This window comes from Cryobacterium aureum, from assembly GCF_002954245.1.
Taxonomy (GTDB): Bacteria; Actinomycetota; Actinomycetes; order Actinomycetales; family Microbacteriaceae; genus Cryobacterium; species Cryobacterium aureum.
The window spans coordinates 95,612-121,682 of the sequence record NZ_PPTG01000025.1; the positions used below are offsets into that span (position 1 = coordinate 95,612).

The window sequence follows — 26,071 nt, forward strand, 5'->3', positions numbered from 1 at the left end:
AATTATCACTGGAGGAACTCATGGGCTACACACGCAAGCTTCTCGAACGTCAAAGTAGAATCGGCCGCCCGGTACGGGTTGGCCTGGTCGGTGCGGGCCAGATGGGATCGGGTTTCATCGCCCAGATCGCGCGCCAGAAAGGCGTGGACATCACCGCCGTCGCCGACGTTGCGGTGGAGCGTGCGATCTCCGCCCTGCACAACGCCGGCATTGACGACGTGGTGCAAGACAGCGACACGTCGGTGTTGAGCAAGGCAATCGAGGCGGGTCGACACGTCGTCGTGAACGACGCCCTGACGCTCACGAAACTGCCGATCGATCTCGTCATTGAATGCTCGGGTGTTCCCGAGATCGCAGCAAAGGTTGCCTTGGCGTCACTACTGGGCGGCAAGGATGTTGCACTGATGACCGTTGAGGCCGACGTGACCGTTGGATTGCTGCTGGCGCGCATCGCCGCGCAGACCGGCAACATCTACACGGTCTGCCGCGGCGACGAGCCGGTGGAATGCCTCAAGCTCGTGGAGTACGTGCAGGACATCGGACTCGAAGTTGTCTGTGCCGGTAAGGGCAAGAACAACCCCCTGAACAGCGCGGCCACTCCGGCAATGCTGGTCGAAGAAGCGTCAGCGAAGGGCATGAACCCGCGCATGCTGTGCAGCTTCGTGGACGGCACCAAGACCATGATCGAGATGGCAGCCCTCGCGAACGCCGCCGACCTCCAGCTGAGCAAACGGTCGATGAACGGACCGCCCGCCACGGTGCCCACGCTGCACGACATTTTCAAGCCGGTGAGCGACGGCGGCATCCTTCCCGCTAGTGGGGTCGTCGACTACGCGACCGGCCCCGTGGCCCCCGGCGTGTTCGTCGTGGCCAAAGCCGACGATGACGTGGTACGGGAAGAGCTGCGCTACCTCAAGCTCGGCGATGGCCCGTACTTCTCCTTCTACCGCCCGTACCACCTGGCCAGCGTTGAGGCCGTACTATCCATCGGTGAGGTCATCATCGATCGGCAGGCATCGCTCGCCCCGGCAGCGTGGAATGCCGACGTGTCCGCGATGGCCAAGCGCGACCTCGTCGTTGGCGAGAAAATCGACGGCATTGGTGGCGAGCACGTCTATGGCGATGCCGTTTCTGCCGTTGAGGCCCGCGCCGGGCGCGAGCTGCCGATTGGTCTCGCATCCGCCGCAACGCTGCGTCGCAACGTCGCGAAGGGCACGCCGATCACCTACGACGACGTCACCCTGGACGAGACCAAGACCATCGTCATCCTGCGCAAGCTGCAGGATGCCCTGCTGACCGATGGCCTGCTGGAAGATACCCAGCTGCTGTCGCTGATCAAATAGCGCTCGGCCGACTTCGCCGGACATCACCGCTCCCAATGAGCGGCGATGTCCGGTTTTGAGGGTTAACGAGCAGGGTGAACGTTGAAAAAAAGAAGGAGCAACTTCGTGAAAGAACTGTGCGGTATTGGCGTGGGGCGCACGATGGCTGTCGGCCCGGTCTTGCGTATGCCGGTCGCTCTGGCAGAACCGCAACGGGCTCGTCGCACGACGGATGCCCCGGCCGAGCAGCGGCTGGTCAGCACGGCGTTCGCCACGGTTTCCGCTGATTTGCTCGAGCGCGCAGAAGCAGCCGGTGGTGAAGCGCAGGAGGTGTTGGAAGCACAGTCGATGATGGCCATGGACCCAACGCTCGTCGATGACGTGAACGCGCGAATCGACGCGGGCAGCACCGGGGAACGCGCGGTCTTCGATGCTTTCGCTGAATTCGCCGCGAGTCTCATCGAGCTCGGCGGATATCTGGCTGAACGAGCCGCCGACCTTCACGACGTGGCGCAGAGGGTCATCGCCGTGTTGCGGGGGGTACCCGCACCGGGCCTGCCGGAATCTTTGACGCCCTACATCCTCGTGGCCCGGGATCTCGCCCCGGCAGATACGGTGCTCCTCGACCCGCTCAAGGTTCTCGCTCTCGTCACCCGTGACGGCGGGCCGACCTCGCACACGGCGATCCTCGCGCGTTCGCTCCTTCTGCCGGCCGTCGTGGGCGTCGAGGGAGCGGAGGATCTGCTGGACGGCGCCATGATCATCGTCGATGCCGCAACCGGCCGGATCACGGTTGCGCCCGGGCCCGATGAACTTGCTGCGGCGGAGGACCGTTTGAGGGCACTGGCGGCAGAACAACACATCGAACTTGCCCCGGGTGCGTTGCGTGATGGGGAGGCGCTGCCGCTGCTGGCCAATCTGGGATCCAGCGCGGACTGCGCCCAGGCCGTGCGGTTGGGGGCGGAGGGAGTAGGGCTGTTTCGTACGGAGTTTCTCTTCCTGGATTCCCTGGCCGCGCCCACGGTTGCCGAACAGCAGGCGCAGTACACGGCCGTCCTGGCAGCCTTTCCAGGGCAGAAAGTGGTCGTGCGATGCCTCGACGCCGGAGCCGATAAACCCTTGAAGTTTCTGCACGGCGGGCCGGAGGAGAATCCGGCGCTCGGTCTTCGCGGGCTCCGGGCGCTGCGGGCCAACGAAGAGGTGCTGCGCGACCAACTCACCGCCCTCGCTGGTGCTGAGCGCGCCACCAGCGCCGAACTCTGGGTGATGGCGCCGATGGTTACGGACCTGGTGGAGACCAGGTACTTTGTCGACCTCGCCCGAGAGCTGGGAATTCGTGTCGCCGGAGTGATGGCCGAGATTCCCTCCCTCGCACTGATGGCCGATCAGGTTGTACGCGCCTGTGACTTCGTGAGCATCGGAACGAACGATCTCACCCAATACACGATGGCTGCCGACCGAATGCTGGGTTCCGTCGCGTCGTACCAGGACCCGTGGCATCCGGCCGTTCTACGGTTGGTCAAGCTTATTGGCGATGCTGGTACTGGTGCCGGTACGCCGGTCGGTGTCTGTGGTGAAGCTGCCAGCGACCCCCTCCTGGCCGTTGTGCTGGTCGGCCTCGGTGCCACGTCGCTGTCGATGACGGCAGCAGCCCTGGCGGATGTTCGGGCCGAACTTCTGCGCTACACCCGCCTCGAAGCGGCGCAACTCGCGTCCCGTGTGCTCGGAGCTTCCAGCGCGGCCGAGGCACGCACCCTGGCTCGGGACTTCGTGACGAACTGAACCTCGCACCCAGAAGCGGCCCTGAGAAAAGGAGTTCTCAGAGCCGCTTCTTCGTACCGTGAACGTGTCGTGTTTAGACGCCGTCCACGGAAGCTACTGCCGGCGCATCCGCTTCTTCTTCCCAGGCCAGCAATTGGCGAGCAGCATCGCGTCGTTTCTCGATACGACTCACCCAGAAGGCGAAACCGACCGCGATAACAGCGAGCGCGGCCACTGTCCACCCGCCCAAATTCGCCGCCGCAAAGAACAGGCCGGTCAGCGGGTTGGCTCCGTCCACCAGTGACGAGATCTGTTGCGCTCCCTGGGTGTCGGTGAATCCGGAATCGGCGGCGATTTTCGTGAACTGCGGAGCCGTCGCGGTGGCGATGAACAGTCCGGCACCGATAACGATCGCCCCGCCGATGACCGAGCGGATGATGTTTCCACGAAAGATCGGAACCATCATGGCGACGATGAAGGGAATCGTTGCGAGGTCGACGAGCGGGAGTACTTGATTTCCCGCCGGGGCAAGTGCGATCGCCACGAGCACCGTAACCGGCACCAGAACCAGCGAGGTCGCGAGAACAGCCGGCTGGCCGACCGCGATGGCCGGGTCGAGGCCGATGTAGAACTTACGGCCTGGAAAACGTTTCTGCACGAACGTGCGCGCCGAGTCCGAGACCGGGATCAGCCCCTCCATCAGAATGGACACCATTCTCGGCAGCAAGAGGAGAACTGCCGCGAGGCTGACGGCCAGAACGAGGATCGAAATTGAATCTTTACGGGGATCATCGAAGCCGTACCCGGCCAGGCCAATAAATATGCCCAGAATGAGACCAAGAATCATCGACTCCCCGAAGACTCCGAATCGGCGCTCGATAGTCTCGGGATCGGCCTTGAGCTTGCGAAAGCCGGGGATACGATCAAAGACCCAGTTGAGCGGCACCGCGAGCAAAATGTACGGGGCACTCGTGCCGTGGGGGAAGGAAATATCAGGGAACTTGAAGTATTTCTGAATCCACGGTGCGGACAGATCGGCGAGTGCGAGCACGATTGTCATGTGCACGGCAGACGAGGCCAATCCGAGCCAGAAGCTGCCGGTCACGCCGCCGACCAGGGCGCCGACGAGAGCGAAATGCCAATAGTTCCACAGGTCGATGTTGAACGTGCGGGTCAGGCCGGACCAGAGCAGGAGCATGTTGACCGCGAGGCAGACCGGGATGATGAGTGCACCGACCGTTGATCCGAATGCGATGGCAGCACTGGCCGGCCAGCCGACGTCGAGGATGGTGAGATCGACGCCGAGGTTCTTGGCGAAATTCTGCGCTGCCGGCCCGACGGTGGATGCCATCAGCCCGATGACCAGATTGATTCCAATGAATCCGACGCCGATGAGCACACCTGCTCGCAGCGCCTGCGCAAACTTCTGCCCGAGGATCATGCCGAATATGGTGATCAAAATGGGAAGTGTTACTGCCGCGCCGAGCGAGGTCAGGTAACTCGTCACGTTTTCAAGAATTTCTTGAACGATATTCATTTCCGTGGGACTCCAATAGCAAATAGGTGCCCGATTGAGCTCGTTGGGTGAGGCCAGGGATGTGAAGACGGTGGAAGGTGAATCACGCTTTTAGCGCGGCTTCAATCTGTGCGAATGTCTGGTCGAGGCCCATACCGGTGAGAAAGGGCAGGCCGGCAATGACCGGAACCGTGACGGATGCGGGTATCTGGGTTGTCGCAACGATGAAATCTGCCGACACCTGCCCTCGAAGGATGTCGGCGACCTTGCCCTGTGAAATAGACACGTCATATCCGTTGGTGCGGCAGAACTCTTTCAATTTAACAGCGACGACCGTCGACGTGGCCGCCCCGGTTCCACAGACGACCAGTATCTTCTTGTGTGCCATTTTTATCCCTCCGACCGGGTCATCCTTGACCCGTGTGTCACAATTATGCACTAATACAGGGCATATGTGAATATGCCCACTCTCAACGACGTGAGGAATGACATGGACATGGGTTCGACCGGCACTGCACCCGAGGCATCGGTGCACCGTGATATCAGCATTTTCCGACTGGACGCCGATACCGATGTCGACGTACTCGCGGCGCTGGCCGAACAGGCCGAACAGAACGGTTGGGTCGCCCCCAGTTTTCGGGCTGCACTACTGGAGCGGGAACGGGGGTACCCAACGGGGCTCCCCACGGTCATCCCCGTTGCCATTCCACACGCTGATCCGGTTCACGTGCTGAGACCGGGACTCGGACTAGCCGTGCTGTCTCATCCGGTGCAATTCGGCGAGATGGGCGGCGTGGGAGCGTCGGTCAGTGCCCGGGTCGTTGTGCTGATTTTGGTGCAGAATCCCGACGAGCAGATTGTTCTGCTGACCAGGCTCATCGGATTGTTCCAGCGGCCAGACTGGTTCGACCGGCTCGAGCATGCCGCTGACCTGAACGACCTGGTCACCGTCTTTGGGGACCTGCTCGCCGAGCAGGTGAGTGTTTAGTCCAGAGCGAGAAGTGCGGTGGCCAACGCGGAGTCGACCACCAGCGAGTGCAGCAGCTTGCCCTTGAGTGCCCCGTGGGTTCCCGCTGCTTTGTGGATACCGGCAGCGACCCCGACCACCTTGGGAATCTTGCGCAGACTTGGGAGATCGATTGCAATGACGTGGTCGTTGACGGACGAATCGACGGCCGTGCCGTTGTCGTCGAAATATCGGGTGCAGCAGTCGCCGACGGCACCGGAGTCACGGAACTGAGCAAGTTCGGTAGCTGACAGCGACATGGAATCGATGATTGCCGAGGATGCGCCTTCACCAACGCTGCCGATGCCGACAATAGCGACCTGAGCTTGGCTGGCGGCTTCCAGAACCGTTCGGATTGAAGTTTCGGTGAGGAATGCCGTGCGTGCTGTCGTCGATTCAACGACGGCCGGCGCGTACAAGCGCCGGTGGCGGGCGCCCAGTTTGATCGCGAGCGCTCGAACGAGAACGTTTCCGTCTCTAGCGGCATCCACGATCGACAGGCCGCCAACCAGCGGAAGAATTTCGAGGGTGGAGTGTGTGGGATCCCTCGCTATTTCCTCCACGACGGCCTGAACGGCCGATCCCCAGGACACCGCGATCGACCCTTCGAAGGGGAGATGGTCCATGAGCCACTGCGCGCCCAATTCACCCACGCGTGCGAGCTGCATTTCTGGTGCCCCGCTCGGTGCGACGCGAGCTTCCTTGAGCCCGTATTTTTGGATCAGGTCGCGTTCCAGCTTCGAATCTCGCCGAAACGGAGCGTTGATTCTAATATCGACGATCCCGTTGGCGCGGGCGCTCGTGAGCACCCTCGACACATTAGAGCGAGAAATGCCCAGTTCGGTGGCAACTTCGGCTTGGGACTTGCCATCGATGTAATACAGCGTCGCCGCACGAACAAACATTTCTTGCTCGCGTGGGCTGGGCATTTAGGGCTCCCTGGGTCAGATCGCCCGCTGGCGTGACGTAGAGTTGGAGTGTATCAGCATGAGTCCATGCCCGGGTCCCGCGCCTACCCGAGCCGGGTCAGACCCCTGACCTAAACTGGGAGGCGTGACCATGCAACTGTACGATTCCAAGGCCCAGGCCTTGCGCGACTTTATCCCCCTCGAAGCGGGCCAGGTCTCGATGTACGTGTGTGGACCCACCGTGCAGTCCAGCCCGCACATCGGTCACCTGCGCAGCGCCCTGGTCTACGACCAGTTGCGTCGCTGGCTCAGCTACCGCGGTATGAACGTCACCTTCGTGCGCAATGTCACCGACATCGACGACAAAATTCTGATCAACGCGCAGGGATCGAACGAACAGTGGTGGGCCCTCGCCTACCGCTTTGAGCTCGAGTTCACCGCCGGATACCAGCGCCTCGGCATTCTCGCCCCCAGCTACGAGCCGCGCGCGACGGCAAGCATCACCGAGATGCAGACCATTATTTCCACCCTGATCGAGCGCGGCCATGCCTATGCCGCCCCCGACTCGTCCGGCGACGTCTACTTCGACAGTGCCAGCTGGGCTGCCTACGGCGCCCTCACCCACCAGTCGCCCGGCAACATGGAAGCGGCGACGGATGCCTCCCCCCGCGCCAAGCGCGACCCGCGTGACTTCGCCCTCTGGAAGGGTTTCAAGGCCGGCGAACCCGCCTCGGCCGCCTGGGCCTCGCCGTGGGGCCTGGGCCGCCCGGGCTGGCACATCGAGTGCTCGGCCATGGCCGCCCGGTATCTCGGGCAGGCGTTCGACATTCACGGCGGGGGACTCGACCTGCGGTTTCCGCACCACGAGAACGAACTCGCCCAGTCCAACGCGGCCGGCAGTGACTTCGCGAACTATTGGGTGCACAACGGCCTGGTCAACGTGAACGGGCAGAAAATGTCCAAGTCGCTCGGCAACTCGGTGTTCGCGGCCGAACTGCTCGATCAGGCTCGCGCCATCGTTGTGCGCTATTTCCTCGGCGCCGCCCACTACCGATCCACCATCGACTACAACGACGGCTCGCTGGCCGAGGCCGAGGCCGCCCTCGAACGCGTCGAGAGTTTTCTCGACCGCGCCGACCGCAGACTGGCCGGAACCCGGTTCGCCGGCACCGGCGTCGAGGTCGTGCCCGATGATTTCGCCGCCGCGATGGACGACGACCTCGCCGTTCCGCAAGCGCTCGGCGTGCTGCACGACACCGTGCGCGCCGGCAACGCCGCGCTGGATGCCGAAGACCTACACGCTGCGGCATCCGCTCGTAGTGAAGTACTCGCGATGAGCGAAGTACTGGGAATCAACCCTTTGTCGCCCGGCTGGGCCGTGGCAACAGACGAACCGGCCATGGTGGCCCTGAGCGCGTTGGTCGAGCGACTGCTCGGCGACCGCAACGACGCCCGCGAAAACCGCGACTATGCGGCCGCAGACCGAATCCGGGACGAACTCGTCGCCGCCGGAATCACCATCGAAGACACCCCGTCGGGTGCCCATTGGAGCTTTGACTGATGAAGAATCTAGACCGCAAATCGCGCACCGGATCGGTGCGCAAGGGCAGCCGCGGAGCCCAGGTCGGCTCCGGCGGCCAGGGCCGTCAGGCGCTCGAGGGCAAGAAGCCCACCCCCAAGGCCGAAGACCGTCCGTACCACCCTGCCGGCAAGCGCAAGGCTGCGGCCGAGCGCTTCACCGCTGCCGGTGGCTTCAACTCGCGCCCGGCAGCGGATGCTTCAGCCAACCGTGGCGGCTCGCGCGGCGGCACTCCGGCTCGTGGGGGAGCTCCCCGCGGTGGCGCGCGCGGAGCCTCGCAGGGTGCACCCCAGCGAGGTACCGGCAACACCGGCGGCGGCGGATCCTCGACGCGTCGGGCCAAGCAGATCGACGAGCACGAGATTGTCACCGGTCGTAACTCGGTGCTCGAGGCGCTGCGCGCCAAGATTCCCGCGCTGACCCTGTACATTGCCGCGCGCATCGAAATGGATGAGCGGGTCAAAGAGGTGTTGCTCATGGCGACGAGCCGCAACATCCCCATTCTCGAGGTCATGCGCCCCGAACTCGACCGTCTCGCCGGTCGCGACGCGGTGCACCAGGGCCTCGCTTTGAAGGTGCCTGCGTACGAGTATGCGCACCCGATGGAGCTGCTCGAACTCACCATCAGCCGGGGCCACAAGCCGTTGTTCGTGGCACTTGACGGCATCACCGACCCGCGCAACTTGGGCGCGATCATCCGCTCGACGGCTGCGTTTGGCGGCCACGGCATCATCGTGCCGCAGCGTCGTTCGGTCGGCGTCACCGCTTCAGCGTGGAAGACCAGCGCCGGAGCCGCAGCCCGCACGCCCGTCGCCATGGCGAGCAACCTCACCCAGACGCTGAAGGCGCTCAAGGCACAGGGCGTGTTCGTACTCGGTTTGGACGGCGGCGGCGACGTGTCGCTGCCCGACCTCGGCACCGGCTTCGCCGAGCGCCCGATCGTGATCGTTGTCGGCAGCGAAGGCAAGGGTTTGTCCCGCCTCGTCACCGAGACCTGCGACGCGATCGTCTCGATTCCGATCAGCGCTGCGACCGAGTCGCTCAACGCCGGAATCGCCGCCGGCGTCACCCTCTACGAGGTAGCCCGGCTCCGAGCCCAGATCAAGCAGGCCAAGCTCGCCGCCAAGTCCTCCTAGCCCCTTCTTCTTTTTGGACGGGGCCCAGGCCCCGTCCACGGGCCCAGTTTATAAGCTGGGCCCGTGTTCATAAGGTGGGCCCGATGACTACCGCGATGGCGTAAACGTCCCGACCGGTGCTTGTCCTCCACAGCGGATGCTTTGCCCCACTTCCCACAGATCAGTCGACGCCACGGCGTCCACCTCCCGACCACGGTGACACTGAGACATGCTGGATATTCTGGATGTTCCCAACGCCCACAACGATGGTCTGATTCTCGCCGAGTCCCTATGGGCAGCGGGCCTGAACACGCGCGCCGTGCGCGCATTGCTTGCGAATGGTGAGCTGGTTCGCATCCGTCGGGGGGTCTACACCCTGGGCGCCACGTGGCGCGGTGCCGAGAGTGACGACCGGTATCGACTCTTCGTTCGCGCGACCGCGGCCACGGCCGAGCAGCCGCTTCTCCTCTCGCACCTTTCCGCAGCAGCGCTGCACAACCTGCCGATCATCGGTCCATGGCCGACGGTCGTGCACGCGATCAACAACGACACCACAGGAGGTAGCAGCGCGCGTTTCACAACAAGCCATCGGAGCGTGGTGGAGCCCGAACCGGTCACGATCAACGGATGCGCCGCCACCACACTCGCGCGCACACTCATCGATGTGGCAGCCACCTCGAGCTTTCTCGTCGGTACCACCATGATGGACCACGCCCTGCGCATCGAGGGGGAGCGCGCCGAGAGCGAACGTCGGAAGGGTATCCACGGTGCTCCGGCCCTCTCCAAGGAGGACCTCTACGAGGAGCTGATGATGGTGCGTCCGAGACGCGGTGGTCCGAAGGTGCGTCAAATCATAGACTTCTCGAACTTGCTTTCCGCCAACCCGGGCGAGTCAATGAGCCGGGTACGCATGGCCGAGTTGGGCTTCGAAATACCCGAACTGCAGGTGCGCTTCGTGGTGCAGGGCCGAGAGTACTGGGTCGACTTCTACTGGCGGGGCGTGCGCAAGATCGGCGAATTCGACGGCAAAATCAAATACACCCGGGGCGCGATATTGGGCGACCGCCACCCCGGCGAGGTAGTCGTCGTCGAAAAGAATCGAGAGAATGTCCTGCGCCCGGAAGTCAACAGCTTCGACCGTTGGGACTGGGACACGGCCTACTCTCCCCGCCTATTCTACGAATTCCTGATTCAGCACAACGTCCCGCGCGCCTAGACGCCTAGCGGATGCGCCCCGCGCACCCGGGACATCGCGCGTCTCCGTCATCACGGTGTTCGGGTCCACCCCGTGGACCGGTTTATGAAACGGGCCCGTGGACGGGGCGCATGCCCCGTCCACACAGACTGCGGCCACGGCCCCACGCGAGAGGATGCCCGTATGTGCACCGACCGCGCGCGCCTACCTATCCGGGCCCAGCTTGTGGCCCTGGGCCCAGTTTATAAACTGGGCCCAGGGACGGGGCCTGGGCCCCGTCCCTGGTGACGGGGCTAGACCTTGAGCATCCAGTCGTCGGAATCGTCGGGGTCGGCGGAGGTGTCGTCGCCGAGCTGCGTGCGAATCGGCAGAGTGATGGCCTCGGTGACGGGGTCCATCATGGTGGCCTCGTCCCGGCGGTGGCGCAGCACGTCCTGCACGTATGACGTGACGGCCTCGGCGAGCGGGATATCCCGGGACTCGTTCTGCGCCATGAACCAGCGATGATCGAGCAGCTGATGGAACACCTGGGCCCGCTCGAGTTTGCCCTGCAAATTCTCGGGAATGGCGCGCACGACAGGCTCGAACACGCGCACCAGCCACTCGTGGGCGACCATCTCCTCGTCGGCTCCGGGGCCGCCGTAGGCGGCCCGATACGAATCCAGGTCGTTCAGCAGGCGACGGGCCTGGTTCTCTTCGGCATCGAGCCCGGTCAGGCGCAACAGTCGGCGCTGGTGATGGCCGGCGTCGACGACCTTGGGCTGGATGCGCACCTTGCTGCCGGTCTCATCGGTTTTGATGGCGAGTTCCTCAATGTCGAAACCGAGGTCGTTGAGGCGTTGTACGCGTTGCGTGATACGCCAGCGTTCGGAGTTGGAGAACGACTCCGACCCGGTGAGCTCTTTCCAGAGCAGCCGGTAGGCGGCGACGATCCCGTTGCTGACCCGAATCGGGTCGAGCTCATCGGCGACGCGGCCGCCGGCTTCAAGGTCCATGAGTTCCCCGGCGATGTTCACCCGGGCAATTTCGAGGTCGTTCTCGCGCTGGCCATTCGACAGCCCGCCCGAGTACAACTGCCCGGTTTCGGCATCGACGAGATAGGCGGCGAACGCCCCGGCGTCACGGCGAAACAGCGTGTTCGAGAGCGACACGTCGCCCCAAAAGAAGCCGATCATGTGCAGCCGCACGAGCAGCACGGCGAGGGCATCGACCAGCCGGGTGGCGGTGTCGGGGCGCAGTGCGTGCGAATACAGAGCGCGGTAGGGGAGTGAGAACTTGAGGTGACGCGTGACCAGAACGGAATTGAGTGGCGAAAGGTCGGCATCCGTTCGGTTGGTGATGACGGCAACCGGCTCGACGCAGGGAATCTCAAGGTTGGCGAGGGTGCGCAGCATGTCGTACTCGCGCTTGGCCATCTCGCTCGTGGTCTCCTTGATGGCGACCACCCGCCCACTCAGGTGGGCGAAGCGCACTAGGTGGCGGGAGATGCCCTTGGGCAGCGAGGCGATGTTCTCATTCGGCCAGGCGTCGAGGGGCAGCTGCCACGGTAGGTCGAGCAGGGCAGGATCGGCCGTGGCCGCGATGATATTGAGGGAACCGCTCATTGTTGGAGCCTAACCGGCTGGAGGGAGCGTGCCGCCTCCAGCCGTTCATGGAGACTAGTCGGTAACGGCGCCGCCGAGGCGCAGGCCGGTTTCAGCGTCGAACACGTGCAGGTGGTTCGGCGTAGCCGTGAGGTACACCGTCTCGCCGGCGTTCGGGTGCGAGCGGCCGTCGACGCGGGCGACGATGTCGGTACGCTTGCCCTCGATCGTGGAGTGACCGTAAAGGTAGCCATCGGCGCCGAGCTCTTCAACCAGGTCGACCTCGATCTGCAGGCCATCGCCGGCGGTGGACGACATCTGGATGTCCTCCGGGCGAATTCCCACGGTGACCTTCTTGCCGGTCGAGCTGGCGAGCGTCTCGCGCTGCACCGGAACGGTCGCGGTGCCGAACTTGATGCCGCCGTCGACGGTGTCCGCGAGGAACAGGTTCATCGCGGGGCTGCCGATGAAGCCAGCCACGAACACGTTCTGCGGCTTCGCGTACAGGTCGCGGGGCGAACCTACCTGCTGCAGGATGCCGTCCTTCAACACCGCAATCCGGTCACCCATGGTGAGCGCCTCGGTCTGGTCGTGGGTCACGTAGACGGTCGTGACGCCGAGGCGGCGCTGCAGCGACGCGATCTGCGTACGCGTCTGCACGCGTAGCTTGGCGTCGAGGTTGGAGAGCGGCTCATCCATTAGGAACACCTGTGGCTGACGCACGATGGCGCGGCCCATGGCCACGCGCTGACGCTGACCACCGGAGAGGGCCTTCGGCTTGCGGCTGAGGTAGGGCTCCAGGTCGAGCAGCTTGGCGGCTTCGAGCACGCGGGCGGCGCGTTCGTCCTTGTTGATGCCGGCGATCTTGAGCGCGAAGCCCATGTTCTCGGCGACGGTCATGTGCGGGTACAGCGCGTAGTTCTGGAAGACCATGGCGATGTCGCGGTCTTTCGGCGGGACATCCGTCACGTTGCGGTCACCGATGAGGATGTTGCCGTCATTGACCTCTTCGAGGCCGGCGAGCATACGCAGCGAGGTAGACTTTCCGCAGCCGGACGGGCCGACCAGAACCAGGAATTCGCCATCGGCGACCTGCAGGTCGAGCTGGTCAACAGCCGGCCTGGTGGAACCAGGGTAGAGCCGAGTTGCCTTGTCAAAGGTCACTGAAGCCATGATTATTACTCCTTCACCGGCAGGAACGTGCCGGACGATCCGTTGTGAATAGGATTTATGCGCCGCGCGCGCAGGCACACGACGTTTCATTATTATACGACGGATGCCCCGGCGCCGGTCTGCCCCCCCCGTTTGGTCGTTTCCCAGTCAGGGGATCTACTATTTCAAAGGCGCCTTCACGCGCGCCCCTACTTCTCGAAAGCGATTTTTTATGACTATTGGCGGACCAAGCGACAGCAGTCCCTCAAAGAACCGGCGACGTGATGCCGCCCGGGTCAAGGCCAAGCAGCTTCGAGTCAGTCAAAAGAAGAAGGACCGCCGCAACAGGTTTTTCTTGCAGGGCGGCATTGCTATCGCCGCTGTCGCCATCGTCGTTCTGGTCTCCGTCATCATTGTGAATTCGATCAAACCGGCCGGTCCGGGCCCGAAAAACATGGCCAGTGACGGCGCTCTCATCGGCGAGGGAATGGTCACGGCGCTGACGCCCGCGCTGCAACCCGACGCGAACCTGCGAGCATCCGAACCGGATACCTCCGGCGCCGTCGCCAACATCCGCATCTATGTCGACTACCTGTGCCCGCTCTGCGGCGACTTCGAAGACGCCAACAACGAGCAGATCGCCAGTTGGGTCGACTCGGGAGCTGCGACGGTTGAAATTCACCCGGTAGCCATTCTCACGAGCAAGTCCGCCGGCACCAAGTACTCCCTACGGGCGGCGAACGCGGCAGCCTGCGTTGCCAACTACTCGCCAAATGATTTCTTCGCGTTCAGCTCGGCCCTGTTCGTCGACCAGCCGGAAGAGACGTCTCCCGGCCGCAGCAACGACGAGATCAAGGCCGTGGTCAAGGATTCCGGCGTGAGCACGGCGGTTTCCAGCATCAATTCCTGCATCGATGACGGCACCTACGAGTCGTGGGTCAAGGCGGCAACCAATCGCGCGCTCGACGGCCCCATTCCCGACTCCTCGATCAAGGCAATCACCAGTTCCCCCACCGTCCTGGTCAATGGCAAGCCGTACACCGGATCGCTGGAAGACCCGAAAGAGTTCGCGTCCTTCGTGCAGGTGGCCCTCGGTGAGACCTACTCCACCTCGACGCCGACCCCCACACCTGCGCCCGGCGGGTAGTTTCTGCCTGACCCAAGCGGCTGCGCGACCCATATCCACTTGGCTGTTGCCCGTGGCGGCGTCGAAATCATTTAGGATGGTCTTTCGAGGCTTAGGCCTCATGCCGGCCTGGCGCAATTGGTAGCGCACCACTCTTGTAAAGTGGGGGTTACGGGTTCAAGTCCCGTGGCCGGCCCCACGACCCCTACTCTCGAGTAGGGGTTTTTCTTGCGCGGGCCCGCCGGGGCAGAATAGAACATGCGCCCAGTCACCAGACCTGCGCCCGGAGCAGACCCCCGCACCCGCGCCCCGAGAGGACACACGCATGAGCCTGATCCGGCTGAACGACGTCAGCATCCGCTTTGAGAACACGCAGATTCTGCGCGAAGCCTTCTTTCGCCTCGAACCCGGCGACCGGGTCGGGCTGATCGGCAAGAACGGCTCCGGCAAGTCCACGATTCTCAAGCTCGTGCTCGACCAGGTTTCGCCGGACACCGGCGAGGTCAGCCTCGAAGATGGCATCAAGATCGGCTACTTTTCGCAGTTCTCCGAACTCAACGGCGCGCAGACCATCACCGAGGTGCTCGACGAGCTGTTCGTGGCTGTGAAAATGGTCGAGGGTGAGCTCGCCGCGATCGACGCGGCGATCGCCCTCGATTCCTCGGCCAGCGCCGAACTCGACCGGCTCATCGGCCGCCAGGGCGAACTGTTCGAGGAGATGGACCGCCTGGACGGCTGGGACTACAAGCGTCACATCGACACCGCCCTGACCACCCTCGGATTCGACCAAGCCCATCGCGTTTGCTCGATCGACGAGCTCTCCGGCGGCTGGCGCAACCGCGCGGCGCTGGCCAAGATCGTGCTCGAAGCCCCCGACGTGCTGCTGCTCGACGAGCCCACCAACTACCTAGACGTGGCCGGCGTCGAGTGGCTCGAAGCCTGGTTCAAGAGCTTCAAGGGCGCCGCCATCGTCGTCTCGCACGACCGCAAATTTCTGGACGCCGTCGTCACCCGCATCATCGAGGTCGAGAACTTTCACCTGCACGAATACCCCGGAAACTTCGGCGAGTACATCGTGCAGAAGCAGTTTCGCCTCAAGACCCTCGAGGCCCAGTTCGTGCACGAATCCGAGCTGCTCGCCTTCGAAGCCGAGGGAATCGCCGACCGCCGCGAAGCCGCCAAAGCCGAGAGCCGCCAGCTCGGCAACCAGCTCGCGCACATCAAGAAGTCGCGCACGCCGCGCCCGGTCGACCAGATCATTACCGAGATCTACGGCAACCTGCACGTGAAGGACGTGCTCTGCCGGGTCGACGGGCTGGCCAAGAGCTACGGAGACAAGCTCTTGTTCGAGAACCTCAGTTTCGAGGTTCGCCGCGGCAACCGGATCGTCGTGCTTGGCAGCAACGGCAGCGGCAAGACCACCCTGCTGCGCGTGCTCACCGGCGAGGAGACGGCCGACCGGGGTGATGTCGCCTGGGCCAGCGGCGCCGGCGTCGTCTCGTACAACCAGATTCTCGACGAACTCGACGAGAGCGACACGGTTAGTCACGCGGTCAATGCCATGCCTGGCAGCCTGGCCCTCACCGCCACGAAGAAATCGGTCAACCGTTTTCTGACCATGTTCCAGTTCAGCGAGGCCGACCTCAAACAAAAGATCGACGCACTCTCCGGCGGCCAGCGAGCCCGCGTGGCCATGGCGCAGTGCCTGCTCTCCGGCGCCTCCGTGTTGCTGCTCGACGAACCGACCAACCACCTCGACCTGTCGAGCACCCAGGTGATGGAACGCGCCCTCGTGCACTTTCCCGGCGCCGTCGTAGTCGTCAGCCACGACCGGTTCTTCACCGACAAGATCGCCAACCGCCGTCTCGTCTTCGGCAGCGACGGAGCAGCCCCCGGCGAAATCGAGATGCGCGCCGCCTGACCCTCGCCCCGCGCGTCTACCCCCTCCACTGCGGACGGGGCCTGGGCCCGGAACGTGGGCCCAGTTTATAAACTGGGCCCGTGGACGGGGCCCGGGCCCCGTCCGGAGTGCAGGCACTTCCCATCGGCGCGCACCACACCGCGCGCACCTGTCTCGTAGTATTACCAGGTGACCCAGGCCCGCGCGCAGACCCGAACGGATGCGTCCGCCGCGCCCGCGGCATCCGCTGGGCGGGTCTGGCTGGCCCTGGTCTTCTCGGTGCTGATCGGGGCGCTGTACGCGGTGCAATCACGAGTGAACGGCGAACTCGGGCATCAGATCGGCGACGGATTCACCGCCGCCGTCATTTCTTTCGGCTCCGGCCTGGTCGTTTTGAGCCTCGGCCTCGTCGTGTTTCGAAGCGGACGCCGCGGCCTGCAACTGGTTGCCCGCGGTGTGAAAAAGAAGCACCTCTCCTGGTGGCACCTGCTCGGCGGCCTGGCCGGCGCCCTCTTCGTACTGTCACAGGGCCTCGTCGCTGCGCCGCTCGGCATCGCCCTGTTCACGGTGGCCGTGGTGGCCGGCCAGACCGTGAGCGGAGTGCTCATGGACCGCTTCGGCATCGGCCCGGGTGGGCGTCGAACGCTGCACGCGTCCAAAATCATCGGTGCTGTGCTTGCCCTGGTGGCCGTCGCGTTCACGGTCAGCGGCGAACTGAGCGGCAGCGACGCGCTCTGGTTGCTGGCACTGCCGCTGATCGCCGGCATCGGGCAGGGCTGGCAGCAAGCCGTCAACGGTCAGGTGCGGGTCACCGCCCAGAGCGCGCTCACAGCGACCTTTCTGAATTTTCTCACCGGCAGCATCGCGCTCGTGCTCGCCGCCCTCGTGCACGGCCTGCTGGTCGGCTTCGCGCTCGACCTGCCGAGCAACCCGTGGCTCTACACCGGTGGGCTGATCGGCTGCATCTTCATCGCCGGGGCCACGCTCGTCGTGCGCACCACGGGGGTGCTCATGCTCGGCCTCTGTATCGTCGCCGGCCAGCTGCTCTGCGCCCTCGCGCTGGATCTGCTCGCGCCGACGGCGGGGCATCCGCTCGGCCTGACGACCATTGCCGGCACAGCGTTGGCCCTCGTGGCCGTCGTCATCGCCGCGGTGCGCTGGCGTCGCCCACACCACGCCCGCGGCAGGTAGAAAACTACAGGACCCCGAGAAATTCCTCTGGGTCGATGGACAGCCGCACGCCCGGCTTCGATTCCTCAGGAATGCCGCCGACATAGAGCCAGCCGAGCAGTTCTTCGTTGTCGCCGAGGCCGTGCAGGTCCCGCACCGGCCCGGTGCGCACGAGTGGGCCGGTGCGCCACATCGTGCCCCAGCCCGCGTCGTCCAGAAGCAGCGTCAACAGGTGCGCGACCCCCGCCGCCGCCGCATCCTGCTCCCAGTCGGTCACCTTGAAGCTGACCCGACGCGACGCGACGACCGCGATCAGCAGCGGTGCGCGCAGCGGCTTGGCGGCCAGTTTGACCGCGTCATTACCCTCACAAGCGGATGCCGCCAGAAACGCCGCCCCCAGTCGCTCGCGGGCGTTGCCGCGCAGCTCCAACAATCGCCATGGTCGCAGCGCACCGTGATCCGCCACCCGCGCCGCCGCGGCGACGAGGGGCAGCAGCTCGGCTCGCGAAGGCGCCGACGCCGTAACTTTAGAGTAGCTGCGCCGATGATTAACGGCCTGAAAGAAAGCCGAGGTGGCAGTATCCGTTGCCCCGAGCACCGCGCTACTCGGCGGGCGTGAAGTTGAGCGAGATCGAGTTCATGCAGTACCGATCGCCGGTCGGGGTGCCAAATCCGTCGGGAAAAACATGTCCCAGGTGTGAGCCGCAGTTTGCGCAGCGCACCTCGGTACGCACGCTGCCCAGCGAACGGTCTTCGAGCAGTTCGACCGCTTCGGGCCGAACCGACTCGTAGAAGCTCGGCCAGCCGCAGCCGGCGTCAAACTTGGTGCCACTTTTGAACAGCTCGGCGTTGCACGCGCCGCAGGTGTAGGTGCCAGCGCGCTCTTCGTCGAGCAGTTCGCCGGTTCCGGGGCGTTCGGTGCCGGCCTCGCGCAAAACCTTGAACTTCTCCGGGCCGAGCTCGGAGCGCCACTCGTCGTTTGACTTCTTGATTGCGTAGTCCATGGTGGATGTCCCTTCGATCCGGCGGTCCGCACCCGGACAGCCTCTACCCAGCCTAAACTCGTCCGGCGGCACGCGCATTCCTGGCCGGTACGTTTCGCAGCGTTTGCACGGCCACCCGGCCGCTCGACTGGGCCGTTCCGGGCGTGCCGGAGGCAACATCCAGCCGCCCGTAAATAGGATGAGCCCGTCGGATAACCCGTCGAAACTGCCCTGGGGGAGAGATACATCAATGAGCGAGAGTACATCGACCCCCGTGCAAAGTACCACTCTGCCGGCCGGAAGTACCCCGGTTTCGACCCAACTCAGCGAGCGCGACGAAGCTGTACTCGGCTTTGAACGGCAATGGTGGCGGCACGTCGGCGCCAAGGAAGAGGCCATTCGCGCCACGTTCGGCCTCTCGGCCGCCCGGTATTATCAGCTATTGGGGGCGCTGGTCGATTCACCTTTGGCACTGGCTTTCGACCCGATGCTCGTGAACCGACTGCAGCGGATGCGTTCCGCACGATCCGAGGCGCGCGCCAGTCGTTCGCTGCCCACCCACGACTAATACCTGACCGCTTTCCGCCAGCACCGGGCCCGTGCGCATCGCTTGATTCCGGCCCGACTGGCCAACCAAGGATTCAATCACCATGGCGCGAAAATTTGCGAAAGACCGTTTCGACACGCACACTCATGCCCTCGACCGAGTGGGTGCTCACCGTGCCCCCGGTAAAAAGGGCCGCGGCTGGATCGGGTTCTGGTGGGCGCTGGGTGCCACCGTGCTCTTGATCGCGGTTGGCGTGGTTGGAATCTTCGCGATCAACAATCGCCTCGACTTCTCCAATATCCCGGGGCTGTCCTCGGCCAGCTCGACTCCGATCCCCACCGAGACCGTCATTCCGACCGCTGAAGCGACCGTCGACCCGGCGCTCACAGTGAACGTGCTGAACGGCTCCGCGACGAACGGAGTCGCAGCATCCGTCAGTGACACGCTCACCGCCGCCGGCTGGGTGGTCAGCGCCACCGGCAACGCGAGCACAGACACCGAACCGACCACCGTGGTCTACTACGCCGATGCCGGTTTGGAAGGCGCCGCTCGCGGCATCGCCGCGTCACTCCCGGGCTCGACGATCGTCGTTTCGACCAGCTTCGTCGACTCGGGCGCGGCCCTGACCGTCGTCGTCGGCAACGACTATGTGCTGCCGGCGGGCTGATCGACAGCGAACCTTCAGACTTACTGGGAATTGCCTGATTCGTCAAGCCCCTTTTCTTCTGCGGCCACTTCAGTATTATCTGGTTTTGGTCACACATTTTGTGCGGGCAATACCCGCCCGGATCAAGAACGCTCGCCCAAGGTAACTTGCACCAGTAGGTAACTTGCAACAGAGGACTTGCTCTCGGGGATTTGCTGCTCGTTCAGAATGAACGCAGTCTCTGCGGCAGGGCCCGGAACAGCCAATGGGCGGTTGCCGTTGAAAACTGAGCAAGGAGTAACACATGGCGAACGGAACCGTTAAATGGTTCAACGCTGAAAAGGGTTTCGGCTTCATCACCGTCGACGGGGGAGGGCAAGACGTCTTCGTCCACTACTCCGCCATTGACATGAGCGGGTACAAGGTTCTCGAAGAAGGCCAGCAGGTCGTCTTCGAGGTCGGTGCCGGAGCGAAAGGCCCCCAGGCTGAATCGGTTCGACCGGCCTGACCCACCGCCTAAACGGGGTCTGTCCCCCACCTAACGCCGCCCGCTGCAACGGGCGGCGTTAGTGTTTAGCGGTGACCAAGAAAAAGACAGCCCGCGCCGCCCGATCCCTCCAGACCGCGGGTCTGCTCGCTCTCGTACTGCCGGCCCTGTTGCTGAGCGGATGCACCGGCAGCAGCGCGACGCCGACCAAGACGCCGACGGCCGCTGCGTGGTCGTCGAGCTATGTCACCCCGGCCGCCACGGAGATCGCCCCGCTCACCGGCGTGACCGTGGCAGTCGGGTCGTCGGCACATCCCTCACTCGCGGCCAAGATCGACAACCACGTCGCCGCCCGCCCGCAGGTCGCGATCGACCGTACCGACCTGGTGTTCGAAGAGTTGGTCGAGGGCGGTATCACCCGATACGTCGCCGTGTGGCAGTCCGGCATTCCCGACCAGGTCGGCCCGGTGCGCTCGATTCGCCCGATGGACCCCGACATCATTGCGCCGTTCGGTGGCCTCGTGGCCTTTTCGGGCGGGCAGCAACGATTCGTCGACGCGATGAACGCGACCGGTCAGATCAGTGCCATCTTCGACTACGACACGACCGGGCTGTTTTCCCGCTCCAAGGCCACAGCGGCCCCGCACAACGTCATCCTCACCGCTGCGGAGTTCGTCAACCGCAACGCCACGGTCGCGCCGCCCGCCCAGCAATACGCCTATGCGGCCGCGCTGGCCGGGGCATCCGCTGTCGCAGACGGCACTCCGATCTCGGTGATCAACACCCGGTTCTCCAACTCCAGTGCCCGCAGCTGGACTTGGAACGCCGAGGCCGCGGCGTACCTGCGCGCGCAGGACGGCGCGCCCGACCTGACCCCGGAGGGCGCGCAGCTGGGGGCGACGAACGTCGTCGTGCTGCGGGTGAACGTGACCGTCGACCAGAGCATCCCCAAGACCGAGCTCATCGCGTCGGGTGAAGCGTCGATCTCCAGCGGCGGAAAGACCATCGCGGCCACCTGGAGCAAGGACTCCCAGAGCATGCCGATCCGCCTCGTCGATGCCAACGGAGTGACAATTCGGCTGGCACCGGGCAATACCTGGTTTCAGCTCGTACCCAACGGTGCCGGCTCGGTCGACCTCGTTCCCTGACCGTCTGCAGATAGCCCGCAGGTCACCCCCAATGCTCGCTTGCACTCTCGACCCCAGAGTGCCAGAATCGTCTTAGCACTCTCGTCATCTGAGTGCTAACCCCATCATCGTTTGGAACGTCCGGGAGGGACGAGTTACACATATGGCAAAAATCATTGCATTCAATGAAGAGGCCCGTCGTGGGCTTGAGCGCGGCCTGAACATTCTGGCCGACACCGTCAAGGTCACCCTCGGCCCGCGCGGCCGCAACGTCGTTCTGGAGAAGAAGTGGGGCGCCCCCACGATCACCAACGACGGCGTGTCCATCGCCAAGGAGATCGAGCTCGACGACCCGTACGAGAAGATCGGTGCGGAGCTCGTCAAAGAGGTCGCCAAGAAGACGGATGACGTAGCCGGCGACGGCACGACCACCGCAACCGTTCTCGCCCAGGCCCTGGTTCGCGAAGGCCTGCGCAACGTCGCAGCCGGTGCCGACCCGATCAGCCTCAAGCGCGGCATCGAGAAGGCCACGGCCGCTGTGATCGCCGAGCTCGTCGCCAGCGCCAAGGAAATCGAAACCAAGGAAGAGATCGCCGCTACCGCGTCCATCTCTGCCGGCGACACCGAAATCGGCGCGATCATCGCCGAGGCCATCGACAAGGTCGGCAAGGAAGGTGTTGTCACCGTTGAGGAGTCGAACACCTTCGGCACCGAGCTCGAGCTCACCGAGGGCATGCGCTTCGACAAGGGCTTCCTGTCGGCGTACTTCGTCACCGACCCCGACCGTCAGGAAGCGGTCTTCGAAGACCCCTACATCCTGATCGTCAACTCCAAGGTCTCCAACATCAAGGACCTGCTCCCCATCGTGGACAAGGTCATCCAGACCGGCAAGCAGCTCCTCATCATCGCTGAAGACGTCGACGGCGAGGCCCTGGCCACGCTCGTTGTGAACAAGATCCGTGGCATCTTCAAGTCCGTCGCCGTCAAGGCTCCGGGCTTCGGCGACCGTCGCAAGGCTCAGCTGCAGGACATCGCCATCCTCACCGGTGGACAGGTCATCTCGGAAGAGGTTGGCCTCAAGCTCGAGAACGTCACCCTCGACCTGCTTGGTAGCGCCCGCAAGGTCGTCATTACCAAGGACGAGACCACGATCGTTGAGGGTGCCGGCGACGTCGAAGCCATCGCCGGTCGCGTTTCGCAGATCCGTGCCGAGATCGAGAACACCGACAGCGACTACGACCGCGAGAAGCTTCAGGAGCGCCTCGCCAAGCTTGCTGGCGGCGTTGCTGTCATCAAGGCCGGAGCCGCAACGGAGGTTGAGCTCAAGGAGCGCAAGCACCGCATCGAAGACGCAGTGCGTAACGCTAAGGCTGCCGTCGAAGAGGGCATCGTCGCCGGTGGTGGCGTTGCACTCATCCAGGCCGGCAAGACCGCATTCGAGGGCAAGGCAATTCTTGACCTCGTTGGCGACGAGGCAACCGGCGCGAACATCGTTCGCGTTGCCATCGACGCTCCGCTCAAGCAGATCGCACTCAACGCCGGCATGGAGCCGGGCGTTGTCGCCGACAAGGTGCGCAACCTGCCCGTCGGATGGGGCCTCAACGCCGCCACCGGCGAGTACGTCGACATGATCGCTGCCGGAATCAATGACCCGGTGAAGGTCACCCGTTCCGCGCTGCTGAACGCATCGTCGATCGCCGGACTGTTCCTCACCACCGAGGCCGTCGTTGCCGACAAGCCCGAGAAGAACTCGGCTCCGGCCGGCGACCCCTCGGGTGGCATGGACTTCTAAGTCCAGCCAGCTACGTAACATCAGCACGACATAGAAAGTGGGCGTCTCCTTCGGGAGGCGCCCACTTTCTATGTCTCCCGCCGCCGAGCCGTGAGTGTCAGGCCAATTTTCGCGAAAATACGTGCAAGACTCACGGCTCGGCGCTCACGCAGCGTGGAAACTCACGGCTCGCTCTCGAGCAGCTAACGGATGCCAGGCACCCCGATCTCGACGGACGTCCCGCGACCAGCAGCTACCGCGCGAACAGGCGGGTGTTGGCCTGCTCCGTCTCGGCGTACTGCTGCCCGGCTACGCTGAGCGCCTGGTTGAGCACGGTCAGGCTCTCCTCCAGCTGCTGGTGCATGCCGCGCCACTCGGCGAACGCCCCCTGAAAGGCGGCGGAGGCCTGGCCGGTCCAGAACCCCTCGAGACTGGTCAGCTGGGCGTTGAGATCGCCCACGTCTGCCTGCACTCGCGCGATGGTGCCGCGGGCGGTGCTCGCGGTGCTCTGCACCGCATCGCTGTCGACCTGGAAGCTCGTCATGGTGTGCCCTTCTCCTACATAACAGTGGTTGATGACTGTGAGCGTAGAAGACGGGCGGCAGCATCCGTTTGACGATCGCGGATCTGTGAGCGGATGCCGCCACCCGCGCCCGGGGGAGGAGTCGCTAGGGGATGACGGGCTGGGCGTGCTGCGGGGCGCTTGGTGTGCCGGCGAGCGGGAGCGAGACGCGGAAGGTGGCGCCGCCGCCGGGGGTTTCGACGACGTCGACGGTGCCGTTGTGGCTCGCGACGATCGCGGCGACGATCGCGAGGCCGAGGCCGCTGCCGCCGGTTTCGCGGGCGCGAGACGAATCGGCACGCCAGAAGCGCTGGAAGATCTTCTCCCGAATCTGCGGCGGAATGCCCTCGCCGTGGTCGATTACGGCGATGGAGGCCCGCTGGGTGTGCGGGGCGACCATCACTTCCAGCTCGATCGGGCTGTCCGAGGCGGTGAAGCGCATCGCATTGCCCATCAGGTTGGTGATGACCTGGCGAATCTTGTTCTCTTCGGCCATGACGACCGGCGGCAGTTGCGGCTCCACCGGCAGTACCGTCAGGTCGGCCTCGGGCAGAACGACTGCTCCCCGACGCGGTTTGCGGGTGCGCAGCCGGGCCAGGGTGGCGCCGGCGAAGGCGATGGCTCCGGTCGGCGTGCCGGTTCCCGACGGCCGGGTGATGCCGCCGGTGGTGAGGCTCTCCAACGAGTCGTTTTCGAGCGGCACAATTTCGCCGGAGTCGCCGTCAACCTGCCCGTCGAGGTCGCCATCGAGCGGCCCGAGAACAGCCGGGGGAGTGAGCACGGTGACCTGGCGACCCGGGGAGCTCGCCATGGCGTCGAGCGCGGCGTCGCGGGCGAGCGGCACGAGGTTGACCGGGGTCAGCGCGAGCGGCTTGGTCTCGTCGAGGCGGGCCAGTTCGAGCAGGTCTTCGACCAGGCCGCCCATGCGGATGGCCTCTTTTTCGATGCGTTCCATGGCCTGGGCGACATCTTCGGGGGTTTGCAACGCGCCCATGCGGTACAGCTCGGCGTAGCCGCGCACCGAGACCAGCGGGGTACGCAGCTCGTGGCTCGCGTCGCCGACGAAGCGGCGCATCTGGTCGATGGTGCGGGCGCGGTCTTTGAAGGCGCGGTCGATGCGGCTGAGCATGATGTTGAGTGAGCGATTGAGTCGCCCGACCTCGGTATTCGGGGTGGCGCCGCCGAGTCGCTGGCTGAAATCGCCGTCAGCGATGGCCGCGGCGGTTTGTTCCGCCTCACGCAGCGGCACGAAGGTGGTCGTGACGAGCACCCGAGTGAGCATGGCCCCGATCAACACGACCCCGGCGCCGAAGCCCAGAAAGATCGTGAGGTAGGTGGCCATGGTGTTCTCAGTCGGCCGCAGTGATACGGCCATGACGAGGGTGCCGTAGGTTCCCGTGGGGCTGATCACGACGGGAACCATAATGGCGTGGAACTCGGTGTCGTGGGCGGCGTCCCACAGGGTCTGGATCTGTCCGTCGAGCTGCGACACCCGTTTCAGGTCGAGCGGCATGCCGACCACCGGCAGTTCAGCGTGGTCGCGTTCCTGCCACGTGCGGGTGATCAGGGCGCCGTCCTGGTCGTACAAGGCCACGAAGTAGTCCGAGGCGACGCCCTCGGTGTCCCCCTGCGAGAACACGCTCGACGAATAGCCACTGAGCGCGGTCTGCGTGTCGACCTGCAGCTGCGTGTCGACCTGGGTCACCACATACTGTTTGAGCATGGCCATGGTGCCGATACCCGAAACGAGCAGGCCGAGCGTGAGCATCAGCACCGTGACACCGGTGATCTTGGAACGGAGGGAGATGCTGCTCCACCGTCTCGACAGGGTTTCGTGCATTAGTAGCTGTAGTCTACGAAAGCTCGCTGTGCCTAAGCCCCATGGATCATGCCTTGGCAGCCTTCAGCATGTAACCGAAGCCGCGCTTGGTCTGGATCAGCGGTTCGCTGGAGTGCACGTCGACCTTGCGACGCAGGTAGGAGATATAGCTCTCCACGATCCCGGCGTCACCGTTGAAGTCGTACTCCCAGACGTGGTCGAGGATCTGCGCCTTCGACAGCACCCGGTTGGGGTTGAGCATGAGGTAGCGCAGCAGCTTGAACTCGGTTGGGCTCAGCTCGATGGCCTCGGTGCCCACGAGAACCTCGTGGGTGTCCTGGTCCATGGTGAGCTCCCCGGCGCGAATCACGGCATCTTCGTCGGCGTGCATGGTGCGACGCAGGATGGCCTTGATGCGGGCGACAATCTCGTCGAGGCTGAACGGCTTGGTCACGTAGTCATCGCCGCCGACGGTGAGACCGGTGATCTTGTCCTCGGTGTCGTCTTTGGCAGTGAGAAAGAGGATCGGGGCGGTGTAACCGGCCGAACGCAGACGCTTGGTGACCCCGAAACCGTTCATGTCGGGGAGCATGACGTCGAGAATGATGAGGTCTGGTTCCTCCTCAAGCACGGCGGAGATGGCCTGCGCCCCATTGCCAACGGCGCGCACGGCGAAGCCGGCGAAACGGAGGCTGGTGGTGAGGAGGTCGCGGATATTGGGTTCGTCATCGACGATAAGGATGCGGGGGCCGTCAGTCATGCCCCTAGTATCTGCGCGTTAGCTGGGGCTTTGCTG

Annotated in this window: 24 protein-coding genes and 1 tRNA gene; 15 read left to right on the forward strand and 10 right to left on the reverse strand. The window is 64.3% G+C overall.

The window, feature by feature from the left end; translation table 11 throughout:
- Window positions 1–20 precede the first annotated feature (20 nt).
- Together CJ028_RS09330 and ptsP are read left to right on the forward strand one after the other, a co-directional pair.
- Window positions 21–1,343 (forward strand): NAD(P)H-dependent oxidoreductase, encoded by a 1,323-nt coding sequence (locus CJ028_RS09330; protein ID WP_105034983.1) that lies wholly within the window; start codon window positions 21–23, stop codon window positions 1,341–1,343.
- 141 nt (window positions 1,344–1,484) lie between these two features.
- Window positions 1,485–3,104 carry a phosphoenolpyruvate--protein phosphotransferase gene (ptsP, locus tag CJ028_RS09335; protein WP_240607185.1) on the forward strand — a complete coding sequence of 540 codons (1,620 nt, stop codon included), beginning with the start codon at window positions 1,485–1,487 and terminating at the stop codon, window positions 3,102–3,104.
- Between the two features lie 73 nt (window positions 3,105–3,177).
- Here ptsP and CJ028_RS09340 read toward each other — a convergent pair whose 3' ends face one another.
- Window positions 3,178–4,620 carry a PTS galactitol transporter subunit IIC gene (locus CJ028_RS09340; RefSeq protein WP_105034985.1) on the reverse strand — a complete coding sequence of 481 codons (1,443 nt, stop codon included), beginning with the start codon at window positions 4,618–4,620 and terminating at the stop codon, window positions 3,178–3,180.
- A gap of 82 nt (window positions 4,621–4,702) precedes the next feature.
- Window positions 4,703–4,987: a PTS sugar transporter subunit IIB gene (locus tag CJ028_RS09345; protein WP_104083642.1), complete on the reverse strand. Its 285-nt coding sequence runs from the start codon at window positions 4,985–4,987 to the stop codon at window positions 4,703–4,705.
- A gap of 102 nt (window positions 4,988–5,089) precedes the next feature.
- On the opposite strand from CJ028_RS09345, the gene CJ028_RS09350 reads away from it, so the two are divergent.
- On the forward strand, window positions 5,090–5,587 hold the full coding sequence (locus tag CJ028_RS09350; protein ID WP_161498943.1) for a PTS sugar transporter subunit IIA: 498 nt from the start codon (window positions 5,090–5,092) through the stop codon (window positions 5,585–5,587).
- On the opposite strand, the gene CJ028_RS09355 is transcribed toward CJ028_RS09350, so the two are convergent.
- The gene (locus CJ028_RS09355) at window positions 5,584–6,534 is read right to left on the reverse strand and encodes a sugar-binding transcriptional regulator (protein WP_205683993.1); all 951 of its coding nucleotides are present in this window, start codon (window positions 6,532–6,534) and stop codon (window positions 5,584–5,586) included. The genes CJ028_RS09350 and CJ028_RS09355 overlap by 4 nt on opposite strands.
- 124 nt (window positions 6,535–6,658) lie before the next feature.
- Between CJ028_RS09355 and cysS the strand changes: the two genes are divergently transcribed.
- The 3 genes from cysS to CJ028_RS09370 all read left to right on the forward strand — a co-directional run bounded on the left by cysS (window position 6,659) and on the right by CJ028_RS09370 (window position 10,423).
- The gene (gene cysS, locus CJ028_RS09360; RefSeq protein WP_105034988.1) at window positions 6,659–8,074 is read left to right on the forward strand and encodes a cysteine--tRNA ligase; all 1,416 of its coding nucleotides are present in this window, start codon (window positions 6,659–6,661) and stop codon (window positions 8,072–8,074) included.
- Window positions 8,074–9,228 carry a 23S rRNA (guanosine(2251)-2'-O)-methyltransferase RlmB gene (gene rlmB, locus CJ028_RS09365; protein WP_105034989.1) on the forward strand — a complete coding sequence of 385 codons (1,155 nt, stop codon included), beginning with the start codon at window positions 8,074–8,076 and terminating at the stop codon, window positions 9,226–9,228. Before cysS ends, rlmB begins: the two co-directional genes overlap by 1 nt.
- Window positions 9,229–9,436: 208 nt before the next feature.
- Complete coding sequence (locus tag CJ028_RS09370) at window positions 9,437–10,423, forward strand: type IV toxin-antitoxin system AbiEi family antitoxin domain-containing protein (RefSeq protein ID WP_105034990.1); 987 nt, start codon at window positions 9,437–9,439, stop codon at window positions 10,421–10,423.
- Window positions 10,424–10,695: 272 nt separating this feature from the next.
- On the opposite strand, the gene CJ028_RS09375 is transcribed toward CJ028_RS09370, so the two are convergent.
- Both CJ028_RS09375 and CJ028_RS09380 read right to left on the reverse strand, forming a co-directional pair.
- Entirely contained in the window at window positions 10,696–12,006 is a 1,311-nt protein-coding gene (locus CJ028_RS09375; RefSeq protein ID WP_105034991.1) for a DUF4032 domain-containing protein, read from the reverse strand.
- Window positions 12,007–12,060: 54 nt separating this feature from the next.
- Window positions 12,061–13,158 carry an ABC transporter ATP-binding protein gene (locus tag CJ028_RS09380; RefSeq protein ID WP_105034992.1) on the reverse strand — a complete coding sequence of 366 codons (1,098 nt, stop codon included), beginning with the start codon at window positions 13,156–13,158 and terminating at the stop codon, window positions 12,061–12,063.
- A gap of 211 nt (window positions 13,159–13,369) precedes the next feature.
- On the opposite strand from CJ028_RS09380, the gene CJ028_RS09385 reads away from it, so the two are divergent.
- From CJ028_RS09385 to CJ028_RS09400, 4 genes are all read left to right on the forward strand, one after another.
- On the forward strand, window positions 13,370–14,284 hold the full coding sequence (locus tag CJ028_RS09385) for a DsbA family protein (protein WP_105034993.1): 915 nt from the start codon (window positions 13,370–13,372) through the stop codon (window positions 14,282–14,284).
- A gap of 102 nt (window positions 14,285–14,386) precedes the next feature.
- Window positions 14,387–14,462, forward strand: a tRNA-Thr gene (locus tag CJ028_RS09390).
- A 126-nt stretch (window positions 14,463–14,588) separates the two neighbouring features.
- Window positions 14,589–16,184, forward strand: a complete 1,596-nt coding sequence (locus CJ028_RS09395; protein ID WP_105034994.1) for an ABC-F family ATP-binding cassette domain-containing protein — start codon at window positions 14,589–14,591, stop codon at window positions 16,182–16,184.
- Between the two features lie 168 nt (window positions 16,185–16,352).
- Window positions 16,353–17,354 (forward strand): DMT family transporter, encoded by a 1,002-nt coding sequence (locus CJ028_RS09400; RefSeq protein WP_105034995.1) that lies wholly within the window; start codon window positions 16,353–16,355, stop codon window positions 17,352–17,354.
- A gap of 4 nt (window positions 17,355–17,358) precedes the next feature.
- On the opposite strand, the gene CJ028_RS09405 is transcribed toward CJ028_RS09400, so the two are convergent.
- On the reverse strand, window positions 17,359–17,931 hold the full coding sequence (locus CJ028_RS09405) for a nitroreductase family protein (protein WP_105034996.1): 573 nt from the start codon (window positions 17,929–17,931) through the stop codon (window positions 17,359–17,361).
- Between the two features lie 4 nt (window positions 17,932–17,935).
- Window positions 17,936–18,337 carry a peptide-methionine (R)-S-oxide reductase MsrB gene (gene msrB, locus CJ028_RS09410; RefSeq protein ID WP_105034997.1) on the reverse strand — a complete coding sequence of 134 codons (402 nt, stop codon included), beginning with the start codon at window positions 18,335–18,337 and terminating at the stop codon, window positions 17,936–17,938.
- A 229-nt stretch (window positions 18,338–18,566) separates the two neighbouring features.
- Here msrB and CJ028_RS09415 point away from each other — a divergent pair, with 229 nt between their 5' ends.
- The 5 genes from CJ028_RS09415 (at window position 18,567) to groL (ending at window position 22,915) form a co-directional block, all read left to right on the forward strand.
- Window positions 18,567–18,884 carry a DUF3263 domain-containing protein gene (locus tag CJ028_RS09415; RefSeq protein ID WP_105034998.1) on the forward strand — a complete coding sequence of 106 codons (318 nt, stop codon included), beginning with the start codon at window positions 18,567–18,569 and terminating at the stop codon, window positions 18,882–18,884.
- A gap of 82 nt (window positions 18,885–18,966) precedes the next feature.
- Window positions 18,967–19,530: a LytR C-terminal domain-containing protein gene (locus CJ028_RS09420; protein ID WP_105034999.1), complete on the forward strand. Its 564-nt coding sequence runs from the start codon at window positions 18,967–18,969 to the stop codon at window positions 19,528–19,530.
- Window positions 19,531–19,813: 283 nt separating this feature from the next.
- On the forward strand, window positions 19,814–20,017 hold the full coding sequence (locus CJ028_RS09425; RefSeq protein WP_035834941.1) for a cold-shock protein: 204 nt from the start codon (window positions 19,814–19,816) through the stop codon (window positions 20,015–20,017).
- 71 nt (window positions 20,018–20,088) lie between these two features.
- The gene (locus CJ028_RS09430) at window positions 20,089–21,144 is read left to right on the forward strand and encodes a DUF3048 domain-containing protein (protein ID WP_105035000.1); all 1,056 of its coding nucleotides are present in this window, start codon (window positions 20,089–20,091) and stop codon (window positions 21,142–21,144) included.
- A 142-nt stretch (window positions 21,145–21,286) separates the two neighbouring features.
- The gene (groL, locus tag CJ028_RS09435) at window positions 21,287–22,915 is read left to right on the forward strand and encodes a chaperonin GroEL (RefSeq protein ID WP_092341848.1); all 1,629 of its coding nucleotides are present in this window, start codon (window positions 21,287–21,289) and stop codon (window positions 22,913–22,915) included.
- A 232-nt stretch (window positions 22,916–23,147) separates the two neighbouring features.
- Here groL and CJ028_RS09440 read toward each other — a convergent pair whose 3' ends face one another.
- From CJ028_RS09440 to CJ028_RS09450, 3 genes are all read right to left on the reverse strand, one after another.
- Complete coding sequence (locus CJ028_RS09440; protein ID WP_105035001.1) at window positions 23,148–23,438, reverse strand: WXG100 family type VII secretion target; 291 nt, start codon at window positions 23,436–23,438, stop codon at window positions 23,148–23,150.
- Between the two features lie 124 nt (window positions 23,439–23,562).
- Complete coding sequence (locus tag CJ028_RS09445) at window positions 23,563–25,296, reverse strand: sensor histidine kinase (RefSeq protein ID WP_105035002.1); 1,734 nt, start codon at window positions 25,294–25,296, stop codon at window positions 23,563–23,565.
- A 46-nt stretch (window positions 25,297–25,342) separates the two neighbouring features.
- On the reverse strand, window positions 25,343–26,035 hold the full coding sequence (locus tag CJ028_RS09450) for a response regulator transcription factor (RefSeq protein WP_092112483.1): 693 nt from the start codon (window positions 26,033–26,035) through the stop codon (window positions 25,343–25,345).
- Window positions 26,036–26,071: the final 36 nt, after the last annotated feature.